The 24,341-nt window shown below is 51.8% G+C and carries 30 protein-coding genes and 4 pseudogenes; 25 read left to right on the forward strand and 9 right to left on the reverse strand.

What is annotated here, in order from left to right; all coding sequences use genetic code 11:
* Nucleotides 1-24: 24 nt before the first annotated feature.
* The 13 genes and pseudogenes from NQ559_RS13390 to NQ559_RS13450 form a co-directional block, all read left to right on the forward strand.
* Nucleotides 25-324: a helix-turn-helix domain-containing protein gene (locus NQ559_RS13390; RefSeq protein ID WP_082426838.1), complete on the forward strand. Its 300-nt coding sequence runs from the start codon at nucleotides 25-27 to the stop codon at nucleotides 322-324.
* A gap of 11 nt (nucleotides 325-335) precedes the next feature.
* Complete coding sequence (locus tag NQ559_RS13395) at nucleotides 336-677, forward strand: hypothetical protein (protein ID WP_051087704.1); 342 nt, start codon at nucleotides 336-338, stop codon at nucleotides 675-677.
* A gap of 291 nt (nucleotides 678-968) precedes the next feature.
* Entirely contained in the window at nucleotides 969-1,169 is a 201-nt protein-coding gene (locus NQ559_RS13400) for a hypothetical protein (RefSeq protein ID WP_018697201.1), read from the forward strand.
* Nucleotides 1,166-1,819: a hypothetical protein gene (locus NQ559_RS13405; protein ID WP_018697200.1), complete on the forward strand. Its 654-nt coding sequence runs from the start codon at nucleotides 1,166-1,168 to the stop codon at nucleotides 1,817-1,819. The genes NQ559_RS13400 and NQ559_RS13405 overlap by 4 nt, the downstream gene beginning before the upstream one ends.
* 6 nt (nucleotides 1,820-1,825) lie before the next feature.
* The gene (locus NQ559_RS13410; RefSeq protein WP_009596292.1) at nucleotides 1,826-2,038 is read left to right on the forward strand and encodes a hypothetical protein; all 213 of its coding nucleotides are present in this window, start codon (nucleotides 1,826-1,828) and stop codon (nucleotides 2,036-2,038) included.
* Between the two features lie 12 nt (nucleotides 2,039-2,050).
* Nucleotides 2,051-2,350, forward strand: a complete 300-nt coding sequence (locus tag NQ559_RS13415; protein ID WP_244062002.1) for a hypothetical protein — start codon at nucleotides 2,051-2,053, stop codon at nucleotides 2,348-2,350.
* Between the two features lie 48 nt (nucleotides 2,351-2,398).
* Entirely contained in the window at nucleotides 2,399-2,716 is a 318-nt protein-coding gene (locus NQ559_RS13420) for an LPD28 domain-containing protein (protein WP_014775032.1), read from the forward strand.
* A 5-nt stretch (nucleotides 2,717-2,721) separates the two neighbouring features.
* Nucleotides 2,722-3,159, forward strand: a complete 438-nt coding sequence (locus tag NQ559_RS13425) for a hypothetical protein (RefSeq protein WP_018697555.1) — start codon at nucleotides 2,722-2,724, stop codon at nucleotides 3,157-3,159.
* Nucleotides 3,160-3,171: 12 nt separating this feature from the next.
* Nucleotides 3,172-3,387 (forward strand): hypothetical protein, encoded by a 216-nt coding sequence (locus NQ559_RS13430; RefSeq protein WP_018697554.1) that lies wholly within the window; start codon nucleotides 3,172-3,174, stop codon nucleotides 3,385-3,387.
* 17 nt (nucleotides 3,388-3,404) lie between these two features.
* On the forward strand, nucleotides 3,405-3,827 hold the full coding sequence (locus NQ559_RS13435; RefSeq protein ID WP_018697553.1) for a hypothetical protein: 423 nt from the start codon (nucleotides 3,405-3,407) through the stop codon (nucleotides 3,825-3,827).
* 52 nt (nucleotides 3,828-3,879) lie between these two features.
* Nucleotides 3,880-4,176, forward strand: coding sequence for a hypothetical protein (locus tag NQ559_RS13440; RefSeq protein WP_026318695.1), 297 nt, complete (start codon nucleotides 3,880-3,882; stop codon nucleotides 4,174-4,176).
* A gap of 13 nt (nucleotides 4,177-4,189) precedes the next feature.
* Nucleotides 4,190-4,525 carry a hypothetical protein gene (locus NQ559_RS13445; protein WP_229096103.1) on the forward strand — a complete coding sequence of 112 codons (336 nt, stop codon included), beginning with the start codon at nucleotides 4,190-4,192 and terminating at the stop codon, nucleotides 4,523-4,525.
* 280 nt (nucleotides 4,526-4,805) lie between these two features.
* A pseudogene (locus NQ559_RS13450) lies at nucleotides 4,806-5,321 on the forward strand (ATP-binding domain-containing protein); the annotation flags it as partial.
* A gap of 106 nt (nucleotides 5,322-5,427) precedes the next feature.
* Here NQ559_RS13450 and NQ559_RS13455 read toward each other — a convergent pair.
* A pseudogene (locus NQ559_RS13455) lies at nucleotides 5,428-5,603 on the reverse strand (BF3379 family histone-like protein).
* Nucleotides 5,604-5,794: 191 nt separating this feature from the next.
* On the reverse strand, nucleotides 5,795-6,136 hold the full coding sequence (locus tag NQ559_RS13460) for a hypothetical protein (protein WP_015545962.1): 342 nt from the start codon (nucleotides 6,134-6,136) through the stop codon (nucleotides 5,795-5,797).
* Nucleotides 6,137-7,206: 1,070 nt separating this feature from the next.
* Between NQ559_RS13460 and NQ559_RS13465 the strand changes: the two genes are divergently transcribed.
* The 7 genes and pseudogenes from NQ559_RS13465 to NQ559_RS13500 all read left to right on the forward strand — a co-directional run bounded on the left by NQ559_RS13465 (nucleotide 7,207) and on the right by NQ559_RS13500 (nucleotide 13,972).
* Nucleotides 7,207-7,551: a hypothetical protein gene (locus NQ559_RS13465; RefSeq protein WP_154654086.1), complete on the forward strand. Its 345-nt coding sequence runs from the start codon at nucleotides 7,207-7,209 to the stop codon at nucleotides 7,549-7,551.
* A gap of 98 nt (nucleotides 7,552-7,649) precedes the next feature.
* A complete protein-coding gene (locus NQ559_RS13470) occupies nucleotides 7,650-9,725 on the forward strand; it encodes a ParB/RepB/Spo0J family partition protein (protein WP_018697550.1) in 2,076 nt (691 codons plus the stop codon).
* A 70-nt stretch (nucleotides 9,726-9,795) separates the two neighbouring features.
* A pseudogene (locus tag NQ559_RS13475) lies at nucleotides 9,796-10,784 on the forward strand (ArdC family protein).
* Nucleotides 10,785-10,852: 68 nt separating this feature from the next.
* Nucleotides 10,853-11,683 (forward strand): DUF4121 family protein, encoded by an 831-nt coding sequence (locus NQ559_RS13485; protein WP_018697548.1) that lies wholly within the window; start codon nucleotides 10,853-10,855, stop codon nucleotides 11,681-11,683.
* An 11-nt stretch (nucleotides 11,684-11,694) separates the two neighbouring features.
* Nucleotides 11,695-12,750 carry a hypothetical protein gene (locus NQ559_RS13490; protein ID WP_018697547.1) on the forward strand — a complete coding sequence of 352 codons (1,056 nt, stop codon included), beginning with the start codon at nucleotides 11,695-11,697 and terminating at the stop codon, nucleotides 12,748-12,750.
* 69 nt (nucleotides 12,751-12,819) lie between these two features.
* Entirely contained in the window at nucleotides 12,820-13,056 is a 237-nt protein-coding gene (locus NQ559_RS13495) for a hypothetical protein (protein WP_259802836.1), read from the forward strand.
* A gap of 301 nt (nucleotides 13,057-13,357) precedes the next feature.
* Complete coding sequence (locus tag NQ559_RS13500; protein WP_259802837.1) at nucleotides 13,358-13,972, forward strand: hypothetical protein; 615 nt, start codon at nucleotides 13,358-13,360, stop codon at nucleotides 13,970-13,972.
* 562 nt (nucleotides 13,973-14,534) lie between these two features.
* Here the strand turns inward: NQ559_RS13500 and NQ559_RS13505 are convergent.
* The 3 genes and pseudogenes from NQ559_RS13505 to NQ559_RS13515 all read right to left on the reverse strand — a co-directional run.
* Nucleotides 14,535-14,738 (reverse strand): annotated as a pseudogene (locus NQ559_RS13505) (ATP-binding protein); the annotation flags it as partial.
* A 606-nt stretch (nucleotides 14,739-15,344) separates the two neighbouring features.
* Complete coding sequence (locus tag NQ559_RS13510) at nucleotides 15,345-16,109, reverse strand: hypothetical protein (RefSeq protein ID WP_211210450.1); 765 nt, start codon at nucleotides 16,107-16,109, stop codon at nucleotides 15,345-15,347.
* Nucleotides 16,110-16,117: 8 nt separating this feature from the next.
* A complete protein-coding gene (locus NQ559_RS13515) occupies nucleotides 16,118-16,744 on the reverse strand; it encodes an RNA polymerase sigma factor (RefSeq protein ID WP_018697566.1) in 627 nt (208 codons plus the stop codon).
* A gap of 188 nt (nucleotides 16,745-16,932) precedes the next feature.
* On the opposite strand from NQ559_RS13515, the gene NQ559_RS13520 reads away from it, so the two are divergent.
* Genes NQ559_RS13520 through NQ559_RS16120 form a run of 3 tightly spaced genes read left to right on the forward strand, consistent with a single transcriptional unit; the run spans nucleotide 16,933 to nucleotide 19,595 of the window.
* The gene (locus tag NQ559_RS13520; RefSeq protein WP_018697565.1) at nucleotides 16,933-17,955 is read left to right on the forward strand and encodes an SAVED domain-containing protein; all 1,023 of its coding nucleotides are present in this window, start codon (nucleotides 16,933-16,935) and stop codon (nucleotides 17,953-17,955) included.
* 1 nt (nucleotide 17,956) lies between these two features.
* Complete coding sequence (locus tag NQ559_RS13525; RefSeq protein WP_026318700.1) at nucleotides 17,957-19,186, forward strand: nucleotidyltransferase domain-containing protein; 1,230 nt, start codon at nucleotides 17,957-17,959, stop codon at nucleotides 19,184-19,186.
* Nucleotides 19,179-19,595, forward strand: a complete 417-nt coding sequence (locus tag NQ559_RS16120; protein ID WP_055205013.1) for a type II CBASS E2 protein — start codon at nucleotides 19,179-19,181, stop codon at nucleotides 19,593-19,595. Before NQ559_RS13525 ends, NQ559_RS16120 begins: the two co-directional genes overlap by 8 nt.
* Nucleotides 19,596-19,879: 284 nt before the next feature.
* On the opposite strand, the gene NQ559_RS13530 is transcribed toward NQ559_RS16120, so the two are convergent.
* From NQ559_RS13530 to NQ559_RS13545, 4 genes are all read right to left on the reverse strand, one after another.
* Nucleotides 19,880-20,278, reverse strand: a complete 399-nt coding sequence (locus NQ559_RS13530) for a hypothetical protein (RefSeq protein ID WP_018697562.1) — start codon at nucleotides 20,276-20,278, stop codon at nucleotides 19,880-19,882.
* A 135-nt stretch (nucleotides 20,279-20,413) separates the two neighbouring features.
* Nucleotides 20,414-20,953 (reverse strand): DUF3408 domain-containing protein, encoded by a 540-nt coding sequence (locus NQ559_RS13535; RefSeq protein WP_018697561.1) that lies wholly within the window; start codon nucleotides 20,951-20,953, stop codon nucleotides 20,414-20,416.
* 21 nt (nucleotides 20,954-20,974) lie between these two features.
* A complete protein-coding gene (locus tag NQ559_RS13540; RefSeq protein WP_018697560.1) occupies nucleotides 20,975-21,415 on the reverse strand; it encodes a DUF3408 domain-containing protein in 441 nt (146 codons plus the stop codon).
* A gap of 2 nt (nucleotides 21,416-21,417) precedes the next feature.
* Nucleotides 21,418-22,176: a ParA family protein gene (locus NQ559_RS13545; protein WP_018697559.1), complete on the reverse strand. Its 759-nt coding sequence runs from the start codon at nucleotides 22,174-22,176 to the stop codon at nucleotides 21,418-21,420.
* 527 nt (nucleotides 22,177-22,703) lie between these two features.
* Here NQ559_RS13545 and NQ559_RS13550 point away from each other — a divergent pair.
* Nucleotides 22,704-23,123, forward strand: a complete 420-nt coding sequence (locus NQ559_RS13550; protein WP_087401837.1) for a plasmid mobilization protein — start codon at nucleotides 22,704-22,706, stop codon at nucleotides 23,121-23,123.
* A complete protein-coding gene (mobB, locus tag NQ559_RS13555; protein ID WP_259802844.1) occupies nucleotides 23,108-24,337 on the forward strand; it encodes a conjugal transfer protein MobB in 1,230 nt (409 codons plus the stop codon). Before NQ559_RS13550 ends, mobB begins: the two co-directional genes overlap by 16 nt.
* The last annotated feature ends 4 nt before the right edge of the window (nucleotides 24,338-24,341 follow it).

The following is a 24,341-nucleotide window of genomic DNA, read 5'->3' on the forward strand; positions in this document are numbered from 1 at the left end:
GCGAAAACCTACTGCAACCCGATTATGGAACGACTCGATGAGATTTTGGAAATCGTCCGAGAGATCCGCGAGGATGTCTCCTTTATGAAACGCCACCGTAATATGCTTTGCGGGATGCCTATTCTGGAAGTCGACGAAGTATGCGACCTTTTGAAGATGAGCGATCGTCAACTGCGCCGTTATCGCACTTCGGGTCAGCTTGTCGGTTTCCATTTCGGTCGTCGTCTAATGTTTTCGACGGCTGAAATCAACCGCTTCATAGAGCGTGTTGAAATGGAACATAAGCAGAAAAAGTCTTTGAGAAAAGCTATCCATAATCTTTAACACATAATACTATGTCTGAAACAACAGAAAGATCTTATTATCTGGTGGAGTCCATGTATTTCGAGAAACTGCTCCGCACGCATTTCATGCTGACACAATCCACGCTGCTCTTCGAACACCTGTTGAGCCACAGTGACCGCCCGATGTTCCTCTCGGCCCGCAAGGTCTGCGAGGTGCTGGGTATGGATTGCCACCAACTCGAACAATGCCGTAAAAAGCGGATGATCCGCGCCCGTGCCGTCAACGGACAGATGTTCTACGATGCCTACGAGCTGATCGCGCTTACGGAACACTTCTACCGCCGGAAGTTGCGGAAGACCCTCTCCCGGATACCGCAGTTCGAGGTGCGCTGATCCGTTCGTGCTGAAAGGGACTGACTGCATCCGCAGCAGTCTCTTTTTGTTTTGAGACAGCGCGAATAATAATTAAAAATCCCTTTGTGAACGCCGGCCTCGGGGCAAGATAGCGCCGGACACGTTCCGGCGTCAAATTTTTGCGGCACGATCTCCACCCTTCGGGTCGTATCGCCCCTCAAAAATTTGCCTTGTCCGTGCCGTCGCTGAATATCCCGCCCCGAAGCCGGCTTCTCACTTTTCATAACGGGTATCTGCCGGCCTTATGTCAAACTAAAATCCATTTCGAATATGAAGAATCAGAAATTCGAGATTGCGGTGGCGGGTTACGACTACCGTTTCAAGACCTACGCCCGGGACGGCGTGGAGGCATCGGTAAAGGTGAAATGTTTCCTCGGACGACCCGATGCCGAGTGTACGATCCTTATTCCGACGTTGAACGACGACCTGCGGGAAACTGAATCCTGCCGCAGGCAGGCGGCCCGGCGATGAGAAAGTGGATCGATCAGTCGACCTTCGACGAGCTGCTGCTCGCCAATGCCGAGGATAACGTAGAGCGGGCTATTCAAAGCGCATCGGCCGTATTGGAAACAGTGCAGGAGTTCGTTCCGGAGGCAGCCTTGTTCTACCGTGTTACACATGCCGAGGACAGCCTGAAAAACTATTTCGAGGAGGCGTGCACCGGTTTCCGAAGAAACGGCATCCTGTTTCTCGTCCGCCAATATTTCTATCCAAAACCCTATTACGACCTCCGATTCGATTGGTCGTTCTTCCGATATGCGGACAACTACTCCTACGGCAAGGCTTTCGACAAACAAACCGCTCCGAACCGTATCGGGGTCTTCACCAAAAAGAAGATCGACGACTGGGTGGAATACCTCACGCAGGGTTTCCGGAATCTCGAACGGATCGATGCGGAGAACGAACGCAAAATGACCGGGTACCGCAACCGGTTGGAGGCTCTGTCCGATGTGGTTTGGGTTCATGACAAAAGTCACGGCCAGATCATTCGTAACGGCCTGACCTATACTTTCGATATCCGGCAGACGGATTACAGCGAAAAGATCTCTTTGGACTATCGGTGCCGCACGCTCGACGATTTCCTTGCACTCTCCGACAATAAATTCACACCTAAACCTTAAACGACTATGGAACGAAACATTATTATCGAAAATATCTGCACTGCGTGCCGCTGCGGCGAACGTCGCGCCGAGGAATATTTGACCGCGGAACTTCGCAACCTGCGGGAACTGCGGGATGCCGGGGCTCTGTGCTACGGCGATCTTGAAACGGCCTGTTCTGGGCTGGGACTGGACTTCGATTATACGGACTATTTCTGTCAGGCCTTGTCACTGAACTAACTCCGATTTACGATGAACAATCTTTGTTTCAACCGTTTCACACTGCGGACGGACGATGCGAAAACCCGCCGCAAAATCCTTCGCTGGCTGGCGCTCAATTACCGCTTGTACGAATACCTCCCCTCGGAGGCAGAGATCCGCGGACGGTTCATCTCGCGCAAACCCTTTCCCGCCGAGGCGTTCCGGCGTCAGATCGGGAAACTGCACGGCGACAGGACTCTGTTCCTGCGGATTGTCTCTACGGACTTATACTCGCTCTATGTGGAAGGTAACGTCTACCTGCTCGGAGCGTGGTACCGAATCTTTCTTTAATAACCTGCCGCCTGCTCCGCAACGAGCGGGCGGCGTCATTTCCATATCATGGCATACGAATCATCCATTCCTTTCGCGGATATCAGGGATTTCCGCGACGCTGAGATCAACGGCATCCCGGCTCTTTTCACCATATCTCGGCTCGATTCCGAAACCCTTCCCGCCGATTTTCACTCGTGCGAGGTTATGGGCGGCCGTGGCAGCGATTTTCAGTGGCTCGTTCCGCTGGCTTTGGCAAACTTCACCGGAACGTTCGTCTCCCGGCAGCCCCTGCTCCGGGAAGGACAGGCGTCCGCTGAAATACGCCGGTACGGCATCTATGACGCGACGACAGTCGACGAATGGTCTGAAAACAATAACTCTTAAACATTATGCGACGAAAATTCAAACTGAAGGTCTGTTATACCTTCCACGGGGCTTTTACCCTGCGTGCGGCTTCCGGCAAGGAAGCCGCACGTCTTGTTTCCGAACAATGCGGAACGGTTCTGAGTGCGATTCAAACGACTCTCGGCGAAGAATCCGAGGTAGACTGGCATTTCGACAAACATCCCCGGCTTGCAGTTCGGGAAGTAATCGCTCTTCCGGAGACCCTCGACGGGGAGAAGCTGCCGCGCGTGCAGGTCTTTCACCCCGGGCAGCGTGTCTTCCGGAGCGATCCCGACTATGAAATGTCCGGTTGTTGTGTCGTCTGTTCGGGTAATGACGACGTGGAGGAACCCTCTGACGATGACATCATCCGGATTTGTTCTTCGGCTTCGGAAGCCGAAGTTTTTCCGTGCGAACTACGTCCCGTATTCAAAAAACGTTAAAGACACATTCAAATGAAGATGCAGGAATCCGATTTCCGGCGTGCGCTGGAAATCATCACCCGGAACAACCGGATCACGGTGTCGTTCAACACACCGATCGCCGACAACTACTCCCAAGTCTATCCGCTTCTTATCCATGAGAGCAACGCTTCGGTACTGAAACAGCTCCATGAGGCGGGCTTCTCGATGAGCATGACGAAAAAAGGACTGGAAGTGTCGAAGTATTAACCTCAAATAATCGCGCAATGAAACGCTATGAATTTTATCGGAATCAAAAAATTACTGTCATAGATTGCCGGTATTTCAGTTTTGAAGCCGAGAATCTCGAAACGGCAGTCCAGAAGATCAAGGAGCTGTGTGCAGACGGTCAACTCGACGAACTGTCAAACGATCCGACCTATCAGGAAGATGTTGCTTATCAAATTCCCGGAACGGAATATCCACTGGATATAGAAAACAATAATGGAGATCCTACGGTTATGATTTACTCGGCCGCAGACGGAAACTGCATCATGGACAACCTTCCGAAGAGAAGTATCAAATGCTTGTCGATGCCTGCGAGGCGTGGTGGAACAGACAATTCGCAGAGGAGCAAATCCGAATCCGGAAAGAGTCTGCCCAATGAATACCCGGAACAAACCCGATCTGCATTGCGGACACCGACCTGATGTCCGCAGAAATACAATAACTCAAACCAAGAACATTTTAATGAACGAAACCATGAATTTACACGAATATTACCGTAACCATAAGGACGCGATCAACGCGTCGATTATGGATATTGCCTGCGATCTGGCCGTCGGACGGCTGCTGAACGCACACGGTGCACCTTTCGAAACATTCGTCGAAGCCGATGACCCCGACGATCCCGACGGCGGAACCCATTACAAGGAGGAATATCAAAAGGAATACGATACGTATTACGATAAGGAGTACGCCCGTGTCGCAAAGCTGATGAAATTCGACTATTGCCAAGAGGACGGAGTCGCGGCTTCGCCTGAAGATACGAACACCTAAACCATATACTTATATGATCGATATTCCTTTGTCCCTGCGCGTTCCGCCGCAGGGACGCTATAACCGCGGTATTTATACCTGTTATGAATGTGGTTTCGAACCGCCGCACTATAACGTAGTGCCCTGTATGCTGGGCCTTGCCGAGACCTCTGCCGGTACGATGGTCGTCTGGGAATGTCCCCGATGCGGTCAGAAATGGATGTTTCATTATCGGGCCCAAAATTCCCGTGAGGCTCACGATTACGCAGCCCAACTTCTCGCTTACCGCAATGGCGATCCCGATTGGCGTATGACGCTGAATCCCGACTGGATTGCGGCGCAGCGGCAGAAGAGTAACCCTAAAACCTGATCCAATGAAAATCTTTGAAAGAATCACAAAACGCTATGCGCTTCAGAATTACTATCTGCGGCGCAATTTCTACTGGCCGGATACGCTGCCGGAGATTCTCGATTATTGGCAGCAGCACAATGACCTGCCATTCCTCTACGGCGTCGATAACTGGCCCTATGACGTAATGTGCGAAAGGCAGCGCCGCAAGGGCGTCTATGCTTCGCAATACCTGATCCCCGACCGTACGGCGCGCCAGATGGCGGCACTGGCCGTGCGATATTTCGACAATGACAGCCGTGTCGTGGGCGCCGCGAACCTGAACCTGCTGTTGCAGCAGGCATTGAATCCTTCGGGGCCGAGCCTCGGCCGCGGAGGCTACACCTACCGACAGGGCGACCGCGTGATGCAGTTGCGCAACAACTATGCTAAGGAGGTGTTCAACGGCGATCTGGGTTATATCCGTGAGGTGGATACGGAGGACAGGATGCTGACGGTGGATTTCGACGGCAAGAAGGTCGAGTACGATGTCACGGAACTCGACGAACTGACGCTGGCCTACGCCACGACGATCCACAAGGCCCAAGGGTCGGAATATCCGATCGTGGTCATGCCGGTGCTGATGACCCATTATGTGATGCTCCAGCGCAACCTGATCTATACGGGTATCACCCGAACCAAAAAGATCTGCGTGCTGATCGGTGCTGCGAAAGCCTTGGCTTATGCCGTCCGCAACGTGTCCGTGCTGAAACGCAATACGAGCCTTCGGGAGCGGTTGAATCCCTCCCTGACGACCGACGGGAAACTCCGGGGCTGAATCTTCGACAGGGCTGCCGTCATTTCCTCCGCCGGTAAGGCCGAAACCGCCGGGACAAAAAGGGTGTCCTTCGAAAGAACACCCTGCGTCATGCGATGAAAACGAGCTATTTGGCAGCTGCCGCAAGCGACGTTTTCCGGAATTCCTTGAGTTTCTTCTCAAGCTCCAGCGACACCTTACGGGCGCGCAGTCCCGCAGCTTTGTTGTTTTTCCCGCCTGAAGCTCTGCGTCGGTCTTGAATGCCGCATACAGCTCGTCGATAGTCTTTACCAGTTCATTCATGGTCGTATGGAATTTAGTAGTTTAACACGATCCAAAAATAGATATTTTTTCACAAAAACAGCTTTGTGATGCTATTTTTTTCGGCCGGTTCCCTCGGTGCACGGCATTCCATTCCCGAAAGAATTTTTCTGCGAGGCTCCTTCGGGTTCTGCATGCCGGGTTCATATGCGGTATATGTCCGTGCTGCCGGCTTACAACTCCAGATTCCACTGCCGTCTGTGCTCCAAGAACGCTTCCCGGGTTCTGTCGTCGAATTCCGAGAGATCCTTCTCCGTAAGGATTCCGTTATAGAAAAGGCTGAATACCGTCAAAGCATAGCGGGAGCCGTTCAGACCGTCATACTGACGACTTATATCTTTGTCGAATGTCTGTATGCTCTTATATATTTCCAAATATTTCTCATGGCAGGACTGCGCTTTTTCATCCTGCAGGAGTCGTTTGAGTTTCGCCAGAAAGGTACAGCATTCACGCTCCAAGGCCCGGCTTATGAGTGTTCGGGCAATTTTCTTTTGGCTTTTATCCAATTCTACCATACAGCTTTCGGAGATTATGTTTTTCAGGACTCCAAAATAATTATTTTCGGTCTATTAAAATATACAAACCGAATATCGGCCCGCGGGAAAAATTGCTAAAACGGGCGGCGATATAAGAAACGCAAATTCTCGAGGATGAACCGCCGGAAGCTGAAAAACCGGGGCACGGCTTGCTGCTTTCGAAAAGAATCCGTATTTTTATCCTGTGCAAAATACCGCAAGCACAATTTTGTCAGCTCCGGATACTGTTGGGAAACGGTGTCCGGAGTGTTTATACCGTCATATGGGAATACCGAAAACTCCCTCCAAAGACACTTTTCATCTACCCGTACAGGCCGTTGTGTGAGATCACGACAGCTCTCTTCAAAACATAAAAAATTCCGTCGTGAACAACGGAACGCGTCAGCATATCGGTACATCGTAAATCTCCATCTTTAGGATTCTCCGAAAGAACAGAGCCGTCCGGAGCGATATTTATCGTATATGCATCGGGGCGACACGTATAAAAAACGAATTTCGAGCGCGAGACAGCCGGGCATTTTATTCCCCCGAAAACAGGACATACAACTTTCCCGTTTTCCGGACATTCCATGTTTTTACCCGGCCTTTGCGAGTCTTCTTGCCATATGGCTAAATAATGAGCCGGTGCAGGCGATAGACGTAATAGTCTACGGCATGTAGGCCGGCCACGAAACCTTTTCCGTGTACCCTTGCTGCGAGTCCTGCGACGCCCGAAATCCCGTATGTGACGCAACACATTGATAAAACCGTGGCACGCAAGCGCCCATGGGCTCCGTGCCGGAACATGGATACGGTCGAGCGTGTCTTTTTGGCCTCCGGCAAGACACTGGTGAAACTTAAATCGGAATAGATATATTCACATTGCCATTGCCTGGCAAGTAAATTCTCCTCCCCACGGTTTAGGAATGTTTCATCCATGAATTTCCGAGAGGTGCCCGGCATATTCTCCGACTCCTTGCAGAGCAGGCAGGCCATGAAAACCGTTAGCAGTATGAATACCGATTTACGCATTCCGATAAACTGAATCTATTACAAAATTAACAGTTCGTATGGAACCGGCAAATTTTCCGGAGATATATACCGGAAACGGAGATGAATCCGACCGAATGCAGGATATTGCCGGATGCTTCGATCCGATTATACCCAGAAATGACGGGTTTCAATATGACATCGAAGCTGCTGCTTCCGATGTTTGTCACGGCAAAGATAAATGGAAATTACCTATCCTGCCGGTTGCCCCGGGAAAGATAATCCCGGGCCGGTCGGCCGGGCCTCCCTCTCCGGCTCCGGGGCGGAAAAATCATCCTCGCCGGGGCTGCGGTATTTTTCCGTCCCTGCGCCTGCGCCGCGGGCTTATGACTCTTCCCGAGGCAACCGATCCGTTCGGGATATAAAGCCTCATAACATATTATTCATTGCTTGCGCGATAAAAACAATAAAATTCGTGCGAGCAGAAAACACGTGAGACACACGGTAAAAACTGTTACATGTTATGCAGACTGCGAAAGCAAATTCGAAATCGAAGCAGAGCGGTAAGACCGCAGTTCGGACGCCGGCCGTTTCCGAGGCCGTTGCGGCGCAAGCGCAAGACCCGGTTGCAGCCGGGAGTCCCGACATGAAACCCGCCGAACCGCAGGCAACGGATATCGGAGCTGTGAATCCTGTCGCAGAAACCAGTCCTGCCGAACAACCGGCAGTCCATCCCGAGACGGATGTCCGGCTGCTGGATCTGAACAAGATCGTCAATTCGACCTACAATCCCCGCAAGAACTTCCGTGAGGATACGCTGCTGGAACTTGCCGAGAGCATCAAACAGTCGGGCGTACTGCAGCCTATCTGCGTGCGTCCGAAGGACGAGGGCTTCGAGATCGTCTACGGCGAGCGCCGCTACTGGGCCGCGGCCATGGCGAATCTGAAATTCATCCCGGCCTTGGTACGGGATTTGTCGGACGCCGAGGCCGAGGATGCCGCCATCACGGAGAACCTGCAGCGCGAGGACGTGCGGCCGCGCGAGGAGGCCGCCGCCTACAAGCGGGCCCTGCAGTCGGGACGGCATACGATCGAGAGCCTCGTGGGCAAGTTCGGCAAGTCGGAAGCCTACATCCGCTCGCGACTGAAACTCTGCGAGCTGATCGATGCCCTGGCCGGGATGCTCGACAAGGAGGAGATTTCGGTGGGCGTCGCTACGGAGATCGCCAAATATCCGGCCGACATCCAGCAGGAGGTCTACGACGATCATTTCGCCGAGGGGTGCTACAACTCGTGGAAGACGGCGCGGATCAAGGAGATCGCCCGGCGTCTCTACGAGCGTTACATGACCAAGCTGGAAAGCTATAACTTCGATAAGACGGAGTGCCTTTCCTGCCAGCACAACACGGCCAATCAGGTGCTGTTCAAGGACGAATGTGCAGACGGCTGCGCAGGCTGCCAGAACCGCGAGTGCATGCTCCGCAAGAATGACGAGTACCTCGTACTGAAGGCCGTGAAACTCCTCAAGGACGATCCGCGTACGACGCTGGCGACGAACGGCGCGACGCCCGTCGCGGTGCTCGAAGCGCTCGAACAGGAGGGCTATCACGTCGAAGAGCTGGAATACAGCGTTTATCACTACGACAAAGGCCCTCAGATGCCCGACGCTCCGCAGGCCGAAGAGTTCGAATCGGAAGAGGAGTTCTCCGAGGCTCAGGAAGAGTACGAAGCCGAAATGGCGGCGTTTGCCGAAGAAACTCAGCGGTTGGAGTTCGACATCTCGGAAGGACGGGTGCGCAAATACGCCATCATCGGCAACCTCGATATCGAGTTCCGCTACGAAGAGATCGAGGACGAAGAGCGGGAAGTGACAATAAACGAGGGACAGTCCAATGAACGCAAAGTTTTTGTCTCCGTCGTCCCGCCATCGCCGCTGGAGGGACTGCTCCAACAGGAGCGTCGCTACCGGGAAATCTGCTACGAACATATCACGACCGATATGAAGCGTGTCTTCCTCGATGTGAAGGTTGCTAACAAGCCCTTGCAGAAAGAGGAGCAGCAGATGTTCTACTACGCCGTGATGCAGCGCGTAATGAGCGATTCGAAACTCCGTCAGTGCGGTTTCCGGCCCAAGGAGGGCTCTTACCTGACCGACGAGGAGCAGTTCGCCGCTGCGGGACGCATTACGGCCAAGCAGCAGGCGGCGCTGATCCGTGCGTTTCTGGTGGACTACTTCCGTTCGGCGGCTCCGGAGTACCGCTGTACGGACGAAACGCTCCTGACGGGAATGATGTGCCGCTTTGCAGATCTGAACTTTGCGGAACAGAGCCAAGCCGTTCAACAACAGTATCTGGAAACATACGAAAAGCGCAAAGCCCGGCTTCAGGAGCAGATTGACGCCTTGCAGGCGAAGGCCGAGGCCGAGGAGATGGCGGTCTCGATGCGGGAGGCTCCGGACTTCGAGCCCGAGGAACTCCCGGATCTGCTGCCGGACGAGATGCCCGACGCAGAGCCGTCGCCGGAGCCGTTGATTATTCCGATGGACCCGGATATCGAACCCGATACCCGGATGCCGGAGGAGATGAAAACGGCGGCATAACGGTAGCGCGAACGAAATGTCCAACCGACGGAGCAGGTCATGCCTGCTCCGTCTTTATATTACTATAACAATGAACAAGAATCTGATTGAAAAGATCGCTCCGCAGTTGACGGAGCTGATGATAAAGAAGATGGAAACGCTTACCGAAACGTGGCGCAAGCCGTGGATCGCCGATCTTGCGCACGGACTCCCGCGCAACCTGCGCGGCACGCCCTACCGGGGCGGGAATATCCTGATGCTGCTGTTCCTCTCGGAGATCGCAGGCTACCGTACGCCGCTCTTTATGACCTTCAAACAAGCCAAGGAAGAGGGGTTGAATATCCTCAAAGGCTCCGGTTCGTTTCCGGTCTTCTTCTGGAAACTCTATATCCGCCACAAAGAGACCCGTAAGAAGATTGAGTTGGCGGAATACTACCGCCTGCCGCAGGAGCAGCGGCGGCAATACGACGTGCTGCCCGTGATGCGCTATTACCCGGTCTTCAACATCGACCAGACGGATATGCAGGAGCGGCATCCGGAGCGATATTCCTCGCTTACGACACCGACCGAACAGAAAGACTACTCGGACGGTCTGACATGCGAGGTGCTCGATCGGATGCTGGCGGAGCAGTCGTGGCTCTGTCCCATCCTGCTCAGATCCGGCAACAGGGCGTCCTATTCGCCGACGCTCGACCGGATCGTCTGCCCCGAAAAACGGCAGTTTCCGGAGAGTGCGGCCTTTTGACCACGCTTCTTCACGAGGTCACGCACAGTACGGGGCATGCGGAGCGTCTGAACCGTCCTTTTGGCGCTTGCTACAGAGATGCCGACTACATCCGCGAAGAGTTGGTCGCCGAACTTACGGCGGCTTTGTGCGGTGCGATGCTGGGCTTTGCCACGACGCCCCGCGAGGAGAGCGCCGCCTATATCAAGGACTGGCTGGCGGAGTTCCATAAAGAGCCGACCTACCTGTTCGACATCCTCACGGACGTGAACCGTGCCGCGCGGATGATCTCCGAACGGCTGGCCTGCGAACAGGAGCCGGAAACCCCGGGAGCGATTCCGGCCGAAGCGGCCTAAAACACGTAAAACAGATCGTTTAACCTGCGCTGCGGCCGAAAGGCCGCGGCGCTTTCATTATCAGCAATATGCAACAATCCAAAGCCGAAGATCGGTACAGCTGCGAAACGCTGCTGTCGATGAATACGCTTTACGACCATGAACACCACCTGACGCAGGCGGATGTAGATGCCGCCAATGCTTTGGTGCGTCATATCGAACGTACCCGCAACCCACGTGTCCCGCAGGTCGGCGACCGGGTGCGCTATACCACGCGCCACGGTGATTTCCACGGCAATGCCCTGATCGAGGCTGTCCGTGAAGATGGAACGCGCTCGATCTGCCTGTGCCCTTACGTGCCTTTCGTGTGGGCGACAGCCGGCGGCATCGGCTGCGCGGTCAGCGGCGGGCCTTTTACAGCCGTGATGCCGCAAGAGCTGAAGCCTTCCGGTGCTGTGCCGGGGGATTTCTGTGCTTGGGGACATTGCGGCGCCTGCGGCAACGGAGTCGTCCGGTTCTGCGCCGAGGTGCCGTTGTGGGAATACCGGGAACCGGAATCGCTTTACGGCGATTTCTCGACCGAGAAATGGCGCAAGATCAGCCTTTACAAGGATACGGAGTGCCGAAGCAGCGATCTTTACTGGGGCGATTGCATTTCGTTCCGGACAGAGGAGGAGTTCCAACGTTTTCTCTCCGATTACGAAGGAACCGTATTTGCGGCTCCCGGCCCGAAATCCGTCATCGTCTGGTGCTATCGGGATGAGCAGACCGCCGTATCGCAAGAGGGGTGGGATGTGCTCGATGCTCCCGTTACAGAGCGGCGCATCTACAACGCGCCCCAACCCGTAAAACTCGTCAAGGATCACGGGCGGCACACCACGGTCTGCTATTTCGTCAGACCGGAATTTTCTTATAAATAACTTGATTCTCTATGACTATTAAAAACAAAGAAACACTCGAAAAACTGCGCACTTATCAGATCGGTGTGATCCGCTCGGTCATCGCCAGCCGGCAAGGGCGCATGGGAACCTATCAGGCCGATGCGATAGACCGCGAGCGGCTGGCAGATACGGACGGCCTCGCCTACGAGGAGTATTATGAGTCGCCTCTTACAATCGAACACGACGGCCTTTGTCGCAATGTAATCTCCCTCGAATTTTGTGAGGACGGGCTGACGCCCGTCTGCCTGATGGACGGCGGGGATGGAGATGATTTCCCGCTTGCGCTTGAAAATCTCTCCTGCGATACCCTGCAAGGCATCGTCGAATGGCTGGAAGAATACGATTTCATCCCGTCCGCCGAAGCTGCGCCGCAGACGACAAGCGATCTTACGGAAGATTTTGTGGAACGCTGCCTGCCGGAATATCCTACGCGCTACGACGTTTTCCGGCTGGGTGAATTGCAGAACTTCCTCGATGGCCATGAATCCCCGGAATTCGGGCTGAACCGCGACGAAGCCGCCGCGGAGCGCGACCGTTTGCAGCTTCGGATCTATGCCGAGGCCATTACTGCCTTTATGAAAAGGCAGTCCACAGCGCTTCCGGGCAATGTGTCCCTGCGCGACTATGCCGAGGTGCTGGTCGATATCGCCTATGAAGCTGGGCGCAGGAAATTCCGGCCCTCGGACAACTCCCGCGATACGGCCGCGACGCTCATTGCCTGGGGCGACGAGTTCTCCCGGCAGCATGAGGATACGGACTGGACGGAGAAGGAGTTCCTCGACGAGATTTACAGGTTCACCGCTGAGAAGCTGCAAAGCGTTCCGAACAAGGACGATCCGAATGCGGAGTTCGACATCGCCTTTCTGAACCGTGCGGTACTCGAAAGACACGGATACGATACTGCGACGATTACAGACAGCGATCTGCAGGAGTTGGCCGGACGGATGGGCGATTATTATTGCGAGAGCAGCAAGTTCAGCGAAGATCTGCGTACGGCCTGCGGCGATTTCGGATTGAAGCTCCGGGACACGACCAATCCGAAATAACACGACACTTCACGTATTGTCAAATCAGGCCGCAGCCCTAAAGCTGCGGTCTTTTAATTGCATATCATTATGAGCTATCAGATTATAACACGTATCACTATTACCCCCGACCTGCGGGTGATGGTGCGCATGGCGGCGAACAACATCCGCCCGCTCGACTTCCGTTACGACGAGGTCGTATCCCTGACAGAAACGCTGCGCACGAAAGGCCGTCCGACGCTCGAACTGGAACTGCTGTCGCTTTTTTCAAGGGCCTTTGGCAGGGCCGAACCCGCTATGACCGGGCTGTCGGTTACACGCTGCTGACCGACGGCATCGACAAATACGAGGCGTGGGAACGCTGCCGCGAGGACAAGGAGTACGAACGTGGCCTGCTGCTGCGCATGCGGGGCTTCCTGCACTATCGGCCCGTTCCGTGCCGCTGCCACCTCGAATATCAAAGAAGCCCTGTGCGGCGTATTTATGTCGGATACATCTCTTTTTCGCGGCAGAGGCGCCGCATCTTTCCGAGCGTCCTCGACGCGCAGGCCGCGCTGTTCGCAAAGGGCTGGAATCCCGACAAGTTCCAAATCGTCGAAGAAGAAACGAACCCTAAATCCGAAATACAATGAAAACCTATCGCATCAACAAGAACGCCGCGCGTCTCGCGCAGGGGACGGGCTTCGCTCCCGAATTGATCTATAACATCTCGCTTGTCCGGTTTCAGGGCCGTAACGGCCGCTGTATCGCGGCATGGACACCGGGGATGAAGCGCCCCCCCCGGTATGTCTACAAGGCCCACACCCCGGAAGAATACGACAAGGCTATGGAGCGTATCCGGCAGGAGGCCGAGCGCTTCCGGCGCCATGACGAAGCCGTAGCGCGGTCGAGTGAGGAGTTCCGACGTTCGCTGCGCGTCGGCGACATCCTCTACTCGTCGTGGGGCTGGGAGCAGACCAATATCGACTTCTATCAGGTCATAGCGATCCGCGGCAGCGCGATAGACCTGCGGCAGCTCGACCAGCGAACTACCGAAGACGGCTATATGTGCGGAACGACCGTCCCGCTGCCCGATGTTTTCAAGGGCAAGACCCATACGCACCGCCAGCAAGGGTGTAAATCAAGTAGTTATAAGATTTACGCCCAATTTTGCACCCAAAAATCAAGAAACTATAATATCTTTCTTGATTCTTCTTTTAGGATCTTCCTCCCCCAACAGATCGCTATTTTATCGTACAAATAAAGTAGCTCTCCATCCATTTTGGGTAGCAGAATTAACTTCCATGTAAGACGAAATCTTTTTGCAATATAAAAAAATTCTTACATTTGCTTCAGTAAACCACAAAACTAAACAGTCATAACAAACGAATTCGGCTCATTGAGCATTGAAAACGGGAACGTGACCATCGAGCTTTCATCAGATGGAACGGTCTGGATGACGCAATCGCAAATTGCGCGACTGTTCGGAGTTTTGTGTCAGCCATCAACAGCAATATTCGTTCAATCTACAAGACGAAGCAAATGAGCGAGTATTGTACCCATCGTTTTACCGAATGTGGAGATTTCTACAATTTGGCAATGATTGCCGCTCTATCGTTTCGGGTGTGCACCATGGAATCCGAAGCCTTTCGAAAATGGCTGCTTTACCGTCCACAGCGCAAGATGATTGTCGTGCAAGTCGATGCAGACAATCGACAAAAGGTAAGTTAATTCTTCACACAACCGTTAACAAAAAGAGCAAGTCCATCTTCTTGGAATTGTTCTTTTTGTTACAGTCGATGGCCTTGAATGCGATACACGCTCTCTTATCCGATTTGCAGGGTGAAAGTAACCCGCCGGTCGGTATTGCCTGTCAGACGCAGCGATCCGCCGTGGAGCTGCATGATCTGCCGCGAAAGGCTCAACCCGATGCCCGAGCCGTCGGGCTTGGTCGTGTAGAAGGGGGTAAAGATATTTTCGGCGACCTCGGCCGGGATCGCTCCCCCGTTGTTGTTGAACTCGATGATAACAGTCTACGCCGAGGCTGAACGCAAGCGAGCCGACGAACAATCCTCTACCGGACGCAAGCACCTTGCGAAAATCCTGTCCCTCGACGCAAAGCCATGATCGTTACCAGATTGAGAAATGACGAGAGTAACCCGATGACCGACTACTTTTCCAGCAAAAGCGTGAGCACTGTGATTGGGGGATTCTCCTACCACACGCGCGACCTATTCTCCGAGATACGCATATGCTGCCAATATGCCAGAAACGGCCTATTTAAGTGAGATCAACGATGAGTACGAATATCGCGGGAATCTCGGTAAACCGCGGCTAGTACCTTGGAGAGAGCAGTTACAGAGGGTGAATCATTCAGAAAGTTCCTATTTATGATCGCGAACAGACTTTGGGATTACGACAGCACCGCAGGCAACAAGACAAATATCTGCTTCAAAGCGCACGCCACCGAAACCGAGGACGAGTAAATTGTTATCAAGGGAGAGTTTATTGTCGTGATTTACTTGGGGAAGTCCATCATCCTATTCGGTGATACCTGTCCGATAAAGATGTGCTTGCTGCACTCGTAAGTCGTCTCAAATTATATAACATAAATTTGCCTTATTTTCATTTTATCCTTATTCAACAATGTCTCCCCAACCAACCGGAATAATATTGTCTTTTCTCATCCAAATCAAGGCTTTCATTACGCGATCCCGATATTTATACTTATGAGGATCCCAAGCTAAAAAATCTGCCTTCAATAATTCATCTGTGATCTCCTGTTGTCGAATAATTCGATTATTCCATACGGCATAAAGCGTTGCAACAATCTCACATTGCTCCATTGTTGCTTTATGGAATTTGAATAGGAAGGTATCAATCATGTCGCATTCGGTCGGAAAATTCTTGCGAAACAGATCGTCAAGCTCCTCCGCAGACGACAAGGGGATATATTGCACAGCTTTGTTGTCGGTATGCTGTTGAGAGATATCATAAAAATGATATTGCTGCAACATCGTCTCGACTCTTTTGAGCAGGATTCCATCGTATGGACCTGCGGTTTGTCGTATGTAATTGGAGCGCAGGTTCAGCTGACATACATGCTCAACCAAATAAAGCAATTTTTGAAATTTTACTCTTCCAAAATCTTTCATGTTGCATGTATTGATGATATGTCCGGCGAGGATTGCTTTATCCATGTCGGTACAATGTTTTGAGGATCGTTGATTCTGTACGGCGTTAAAGACAAATTCCGGAGTGCGGAACTTTTCGGGTAACTCTCTGAGCGTTACATTTGCCTCATAAATGGACATCTGCTCGTCTGTTTCAGGGAATAAGTATCCCGTGGATTTCAAGAGGTCTTTAATATACGCCTCATCTGTTTGACGCTTCTTTTCCATCTTTAATATCATTTGTCCATTTCCAACAGCTGAATCTGTTGACGTAACTTCTTCATGGCCCGTGACTTTATTTGACGTGCGTTGTCGGCGGTTATTCCATGTCTTGTACAGAGCTCCTGTAAAACAGTTCCAGGCAAATACTTGGTTCCATCCTCATACATCAAGTATGTCAACAATATGTCTTTTTCCCGGTCGGATAGCATTTCGAGAGCCTGAGTTAGCAATAAATGCAGGGGTGATGATGTCGTAGACTCATCCTCCTCCGAAGAAAATTCGGGTATCGGTTCGACTGTGGTTTGTGTGTGGTCATTCCATTCTTTCAGCAAGTCGAATGCCGTGTTTCTGGCGATGCCGGAGATCCAGGTCGAAACCTTTCCTCTGATAGGATCGTAGGTTGGATGAACGTATATTTTAATCATGGTCTGCGAGAAAAGTTCCTCGACAAATTGTTCTTTATTCCGGCGGACCAATTTACTGCCAGCGTCGCAGCATAAGGACCAGATTAATTGTGCATATCGGTCATATAACACACGATATGCCGCATGTGCAAGATCATCTTTGGCGGCAATCAGTGCAAACAATTGACCGTCGCTTATATTTTTAAGGTCTGGGACATATTCTCCATCTGCAATCATGCTGCCACTCTTATAAAATATACTGAAAACCGTGACACTTTCTACAAAGATAGTATTTTGTCACGCTTTTCTGTATACTAAAATAAAAAAGCATGAGTAAAACACCAATATCAGTGAAGAATCAAAACCTCCTTTGGGCAATATCAGGAGGACGTTGTGAGTATGAGGGTTGCAATACGCCCCTATACATGGATATACTCACGAAAAAGAAGTACAACAAAGCATACATAGCGCATATTGTGGCGGATAGCCTCGACGGGCCTCGAGGAGACCCCGAACGCTCTGAAAAATTGGCCAATGAAATAAGTAACCTGATGCTGCTTTGCGATCCGCATCACACCTTAATTGACAAGGATGTTGCCAATCATCCCGAAGATCGATTGGTTGAGATGAAGCGCAAACACGAAGAACGTATCGCCCGTATTACAGCTATAGCTCCGGAAAAAGAGTCGGAGATCATCCTTTACGGTGCGAATATCGGGAAACACGCTTCACCGTTGAGCTATGCCGAGGCATGTCGGACTTTAACGCCGAACTTTTATCCGGCCAGCAGTACGGCAATTGAAATAGGATTGAAGAATTCGTCCATGACCGATTGCTCCGACGCCTATTGGAATGCAGAAGAAACCAATCTGTGTGAACAAGTGAAAGAACAGATCCTGCCACGAATGCGCAGAGGCGAAGCAAAGCATTATTCGGTGTTTGCATTGGCTCCTCAGCCACTGCTGATCAAGTTTGGCACCATGATCAATGATCTGCAAAATGTGCGGGTCTATCAGAAGCACAGAGAACCTAATACGTGGAAATGGCTTGATGATGGACCGGTCTGGCAAATTGAACTGATCGAGCCTTCACGGCGTAACGGAATCCCGGCATTAGTGATCGGATTAAGCGCTACGGTGCAAGATGAACGAATCATCAGGGTGTTGGGAGACGAAGTGGGTATATGGCGCATCACGATTCCAGACCCCAACAATGACAGTCTCAGAAATGAGGCGTCGCTCTCCCTGTTTCGGCAATGTGTCCGACGGGCCTTGGACACTATCAAAGCCCGCCATGGCCTTACGGAACTGCATGTATTTCCGGTTATGCCCGTTGCTGCCGCAGTCGAGTTTGGCCGAGTTTGGATGCCTAAAGCGGATATGCCCTTGACCATCTACGACCAGAATAAAGGACGTGAAGGCTTTTATAAAACGATTCAAATTGATTAATATGAATACAGAACAGGTAAAACAATTCGACAGCATTTTCAATGCCCTTAGCGAGTCTTTGGATATTACGGAGACTCAGTATGAAGCCGCGGTTCGCAGTTATCGGGCCGTTGGTGATTGGTTGGCAAAGGCGGACTCGGTTTTGGTCTCCTATAATCCGATCATCAGAGCCCAAGGATCATTTATGCTGGGCACGATGATTCGACCCTTGAATGAGCAGGATGATCTGGATATAGACCTTGTCTGCGAACTCACAGGAAAAGGCGCTTCGTGGACACAATATGATCTGAAGCATAAGGTGGGTAACAGGCTGAAAGATCATGAAACCTATAAAAGAATGCTTGATGAAGAGGGGCGTAGATGCTGGACCTTGAAATATGCTCAGGAGTCCAACTACCATATGGACATCCTTCCGTGTTTGGTTGCGAAAGATTATAAGACCGTGATGGAGCGCTCGTTTTCAGCTTCATTGGGGGCAATACGTGAACTGGATAATCTTGCCATTCGCATTACCGACAAGGAGAGCGCAAATTACAGGTATGATCCTTCACCCGAAAACTGGATGAAGAGTAATCCGTTTGGATATGGGATCTGGTTTATTCAACGGGCAACAGCAGGAGATCGGCAAAAAATGATGTTGCTGGCGGAATCGGTACGAGCGGTTCCGAAATATCAGTCCAACAAAACTCCATTGCAAAGGGCCGTGCAGATTCTCAAGCGACACCGGGACATCATGTTTGCCGGAGATGAAGATAAACCCGTCTCCATCATCATCACAACCCTTGCAGCAAAAGCATATCAGGGAGAAGGTGCGATTACCGAAGCCTTGCAAACGATTCTTATACATATGGATAAGTACATACTCAATGAGTTTGATCCACAAAGCGGCAAAACGATCAAGAAAGTGGAAAATCCCGTAAATCCAGAGGAAAACTTTGCTGACAAATGGATCGAACACCCTAAGCGTCAAGATAACTTCTATAAGTGGCTGGAAAAGGTCAGAAAAGATTTGTCGCTGATTCTGCAGTTGCGCGGTATGCATGTGATAGCAGAATCCATGATGCCCCGTTTTGGACGACAAGCTGTCTCTCAAGGATTTGATTCCCTGGCCGAGAAGGCAAGATCCTTAAGAGAATCCGGGACGATGAAGATGGCTGCGGGCAGCGGTATCTTGGGCTCTGCCGGTAGTGTGTCGGCCAAGGCTCACCATTTTTTCGGGAATCATGAGTAATCGGGTTATTCCATTGAGTGTCCAGTTGGGAAAGTTGAAACATTACTTTCCCAACTCTACGAATTATATGGATATCCATACGAATCGACTGATATGGAAAACTACGTTGCAACCTTCAGAGTTAAGCTTGGCTTACGAGATAAAAATCGTGTACACCTTGGGGCAAAGTCCCAAGGTGTACGTCGTATCACCCAAACCATTGGCATTGGCAGACGGTGCGCAACGTCTGCCTCATGTCTATGATCATGTCAAGCAACAGCTTTGTCTTTATTATGGTCCAGCGCGAGAATGGACCCCCGACAAGATGATTGCTGACACCATTGTCCCGTGGGCCTCGGAGTGGTTGCTTCATTATGAATTTTGGTTAGTAACAGGCATATGGCATGGCGGAGGAATACATCCCCGTTAGAAAGACTCTACCACTGACAATACCCCCCCCCAGAACTTATGGATGATTGACAACGGGCAATATCTACTATAACCATTTGCGAACAGCTCTATTTTAGTTATGCCCCTCCAATAAATCGAATGAATTTGCAAACAATATTCTAACCTCGTGTGTGAATTATACGAGATTTTGAGATGATTATTATATTTTTGTGAAATGAAACAATGCGATTGATCCGGACGGCCATGATCGCATTGTTTCATCGACGGGCCGTTTCACATTTCATGTCGTCTCTCGTTTACGTGTCAGGCAAAGGCCCGGATGTCGAAGTTGGCGATGGCTTGCCGCTCCTCGGCCGTGGCGTCGCCCATGACGGCGCTCTCTCCGAAGTCCAGCTCTCCGAGCATCGCATGAACCTCCGCATCGCGGAGTTCTGCTCTGGCGGGGAGAGCCGGAAGCAGAGAGCGGGCGTCGGCGGGAGCTTCGGGCTCCGCAAGTTCGCCGTCTTCGCCGATCGGGGGTTGCACGACAAGGGTGTTCCACCCCTGCATCGCGGACTTCTCTTCCGAAACCGGGGCAAATATAGCATCTCCGCCTGCCGGGGCGGTGCCGATGTCCGCTCCAGTCCGCTCCAGTCCGCTCCAGTCCGCTCCGATAGGATTTTGACACGAGAATTTCGGAACTCGGAACCAGGGACTTGGCATGTGGTGGCTCCGATCTGGAAGTCCCCGGTTTGGACTGTTTCTCCCGACTCTGTCCGGGAAGACCGAAAAAATGTCGTTGGAAAAGTACGAAGCCGGCACATAGCAGGCTGATTACGATTGCGAGCATATTCATCATTATAAAAGTTCTTTTGTGTTTTGCTCTTTGTGAATGCGGTTGATATCGTCTTTATACAATTCGAGATGCTGCCGCAGGATATTCTCGACATAAGAAGTTGCGGTCATATACTCCCCGCCGATTTTCTTTACGACTTCCAGAATTTTACGTTTGGTTCCGATGCTGACATAGAGTGCTGCACGCTGCCTGATCTCCATTAAGTTCATAAAGGTCTGTTCGAAATAGGGGACGGCAGTCCTCCGACGCCGGGATTTCGGCGCCTTTGCCACCGCACCGCCGGGTTTTACATGCGCAGTGCCGGCAATGCCCTGCCCGGAGGAGGCTGCTTTCGTCATGGTTTTAAGACAGGCTGCCGCCGAAGGAATCCTAATGGCAGGTGTTTCGGTTGCGACCGCAGGCTGGAGAAGGGATGAGGTTGTCATGGCAGCTTGCCGTAAGGAAAAAGCCGGAAGCCTCCGAATAAAAATTGATGCAAGAAGCAGTGCCGTGAGGGGCGGAATACCGAATAGGTGCGGCTCGGAAAAAAGATCGTAATACACGATTCGAAAGTTTTTGGATTGTTAAACGATATTTTTGGGATTGCGTTTTTTGTAAATGCGGTTTATCTCTTCGCGGAAAACTTCGATATGATACCGCAGAATATTGTCTATATAGGCTGTTGCGGTCAGACGCTCCCCGCCGATTCTTTTGAATATTTCCAGAAGTTTGCGCTTGGTTGCCGTACCGACATACAGCGAGGCCCTGTTGTCAAAGTTTGCCGGAGCGAGAAAAGTCCGTTCGTAATCGGGTGCGGGGATCATTCGCCGATGCCGGGATTCAGACCCGTCGTCCGAAGGTGGCGATTGTTCTTCTGCATCCGGGGTCTCCCGGGGCGCATCGTGAGTATCTTCAGGTTCGTCGTCGGGGATTCGCCGGACGACTTTCGAGGTAAGAGGCGCCTGCCCGGCGATCATCTGGCGCATGAGGTCTTCGTCGACTTCGATTTTCGGTTTCTTGGCCATAATTATCGTATTTTAAGGATTTCGAGGATTTCTGCCGCCAGTGCCTCGATCTGCGCTTCGCGGGCGAAGATGCGCTCCGGAGCCAGAAGTGTCGAACGACAGATACCCGAGCCGTCGGGCAGCAGTTCCTTGTTGAATTTCGAACGGTAGGGAACATGCGTCGCCATGAGCGACAATCCGAGTTTATGAATGATCGCCTCATACTGATCGTAAAGAGGAGTACGCTCCCGACGGTCGATCATCGTCCAGAAAAGATGGGCGGCCTGCAATGAGGTGTCCTTGTCCTGAACGAATCCATGCTCTATTCCCCGTGCGAACGTAAGGGAACTCTCCATGACGAGTTTGTCGGCCTTCAAAGGAATGAAGACGGCATCTAAGGAGGAAAGTATCCGGATCACGCCCCCGGCATTTACGGTTCCCGGCAGGTCGTAGAGAATTACGCGCGGCAGATAACCGTTTTGCCGGATGCGCTCCACCTCTTCGGGAGCCTCGGGAGGCATACACTTCAGCAAGGGCCACAATTTCCGACCCGTAGCCTTGAACTGGCGTACCATCATCAGCTTGTAGTAGTCGCTGTGCTCCACGACTGCCAGTTCGCGTTCGCGCTGGGCATGGATCGACCATTGCGGATAGTCGCAGTCCACGACAAGAACGTCATGCCCCAAAGTGTAATGCAGGTAGCTGGCCAGCAATACCGTGAATGTGGATTTTCCGATGCCGCCTTTCTGATTGCAGATTGAAATGTTTACAGGTTCCATCATTTGAATATGTTAAGAATTATTTATATGGGTAATGTTTTCTATTGATGTCTGTTTCGATAAACTATCGTACATATATGGGTTTATTTATATATTTATTTTTTTAATTCTGCTCTTCTCCGCTTCCTTATCGAATCGTCTGTTTGATTGAGTAGCGAACCCGATAAATATCGACTTAATCATCCGTTTGTTTATCCGAATAATTCTTTCTGCCGCAATATACATCTTCATTTTCCAACCCGGCTCCGATGTCCGCTCCAGTCCGCTCCAGTCCGCTCCAGTCCGCACCGATGGATTTTTTTTGCCCCGAAACGGTTGTAATATTGCACCGGGAACAGACCCGACCCCGGAAGCCGTAATGGAGGATTTTCGAAATTTCGGTCAGAGATTCTCCGGCGCGGATTTTTCGCCTCACTTGAGGCGAGCGAGCTGTACCTTTGTATGCCGAAAAGTTTTTCGGCATACGAAAGGTGCTCGCTCTGCGAGGCTGGGTGGCGTTCCCGAGTCACGCCACTTAAACTACCAGACTGATGACAACCACGAAAAAGAGGATCGGACGCCCGACAACGACAGATCCCAGAGTCCACAGGTATAATTTCAAACTCACCACGGAAGAGAATATCCGCTTTAAGCAGATGCTTTGTAAGGCAGGATTGGAGCATAACCGCAGCCGGTTTATCGTCAAAAGAATCTTCAACGAGGAGTTCGTCGTCGTCAAACGCGACCCTTCGAAGGTGCAGTTCATCGCCCGGCTGAACGACTTTTATTTCCAATTTCAAAAGCTCGGGAACAACTATAACCAGATCGTAAAAGCCATCAACGCGCACTTTTCCAACGTTGCTATCCCGCATCAGATCGCTATGCTGGAGCAGCGAACCCGCGAACTGAAAGCCCTCAGTATCGAGATTCTCAACCTCGCAAAACAGGCTAAGGAGTGGTTGCGAATATAAGATCGGGCTCCTCGCCCGGTGGGGCTTTGCGCTATAACAAGGAGAAAGTGGATAAGGATGAAGCCGAAGTGCTCCTCTGGCAGAAGATGCTCGAACCATACGATAAATGCGGACGCCTTGACATTGACGCCTGCATGGAGAGCTTCATGCCGTATCTCGAAGCCAACCGCAGGACTACGAACACGGTTTTCCATGCCTCGCTGAACCCTTCACCGGAGGACAGGCTGACAGACGAACAGCTCCGGAAAATCGCCTGTGAGTACATGGAACGCATGGGTTACGGCGAACAGCCTTATATCGTTTTCAAGCACAAGGACATTTCCAGAGAGCATCTCCATATCGTGTCACTGCGTGTCGATGAGCAGGGCCGCAAACTCCCGCACGATTTCGAGGCCCGGCGCTCGATGGAGATTCTGCGTGACTTGGAGCGGAAATACGGTCTGCATCCGAGCGTCAAGGGACAGGGACTGACGGACAGGGAGGGCCTGCGGAAGGTGAATTATTCCGAGGGGAATGTCAAGCAACAGATTTCGTCCGTCGCCCGGTCGTGTCTGCGAAATTACAAATGCTCGTCGTATGGAGAATTCCGCACCCTGTTGGAGCTGCTCAATGTTTCGGTCGAGGAACGTACGGGAACCGTCGACGGACGGGACTATGCCGGAGTGATTTACGGTGCCATGACCGACGATGGCTACGGTATCGGCACGCCGTTCAAATCGAGCCGTATCGGAAAAGATGTCGGCTATAAGGCCCTTCAAAAGTATTATGAGCGGTCGAAGAGCGCGTTGAAGCAGGACGGGACACTCGACCGGCTGCGGCAAACAGTCAAAGACGCCATGAGCCCGGACAATACAAGGGAAGAGTTTCGGCAACTGTTGAAAGCGGACGGTATCGATGTCGTGTTCCGCATAAATCCCGTGGGAAGGATTTACGGTGCGACCTTCATCGACCACAACGCAGGCATCGTTGCCAACGGATCGGTGCTGGGAAAAGAGTTTTCGGCCAATGTTTTCAATGAATTGTATCCGGCTCCGAAAGAGACGCAACAGGTTGCAGAACGACAGGCGGAACAGAAACATGAAGTGCAAAACCATGCCGCCAATCCTATTTCTGGCATTGTCGATACGGTATTGGATTTGGCCGACACGCAGGCTTATGAAGAACAGCAACGGCAGATGCAACAAAGGCGTAAAAAAAGACGACATCGTTCCTGATACG

It is taken from the genome of Alistipes onderdonkii (assembly GCF_025145285.1).
GTDB classification, from domain to species: Bacteria; Bacteroidota; Bacteroidia; order Bacteroidales; family Rikenellaceae; genus Alistipes; species Alistipes onderdonkii.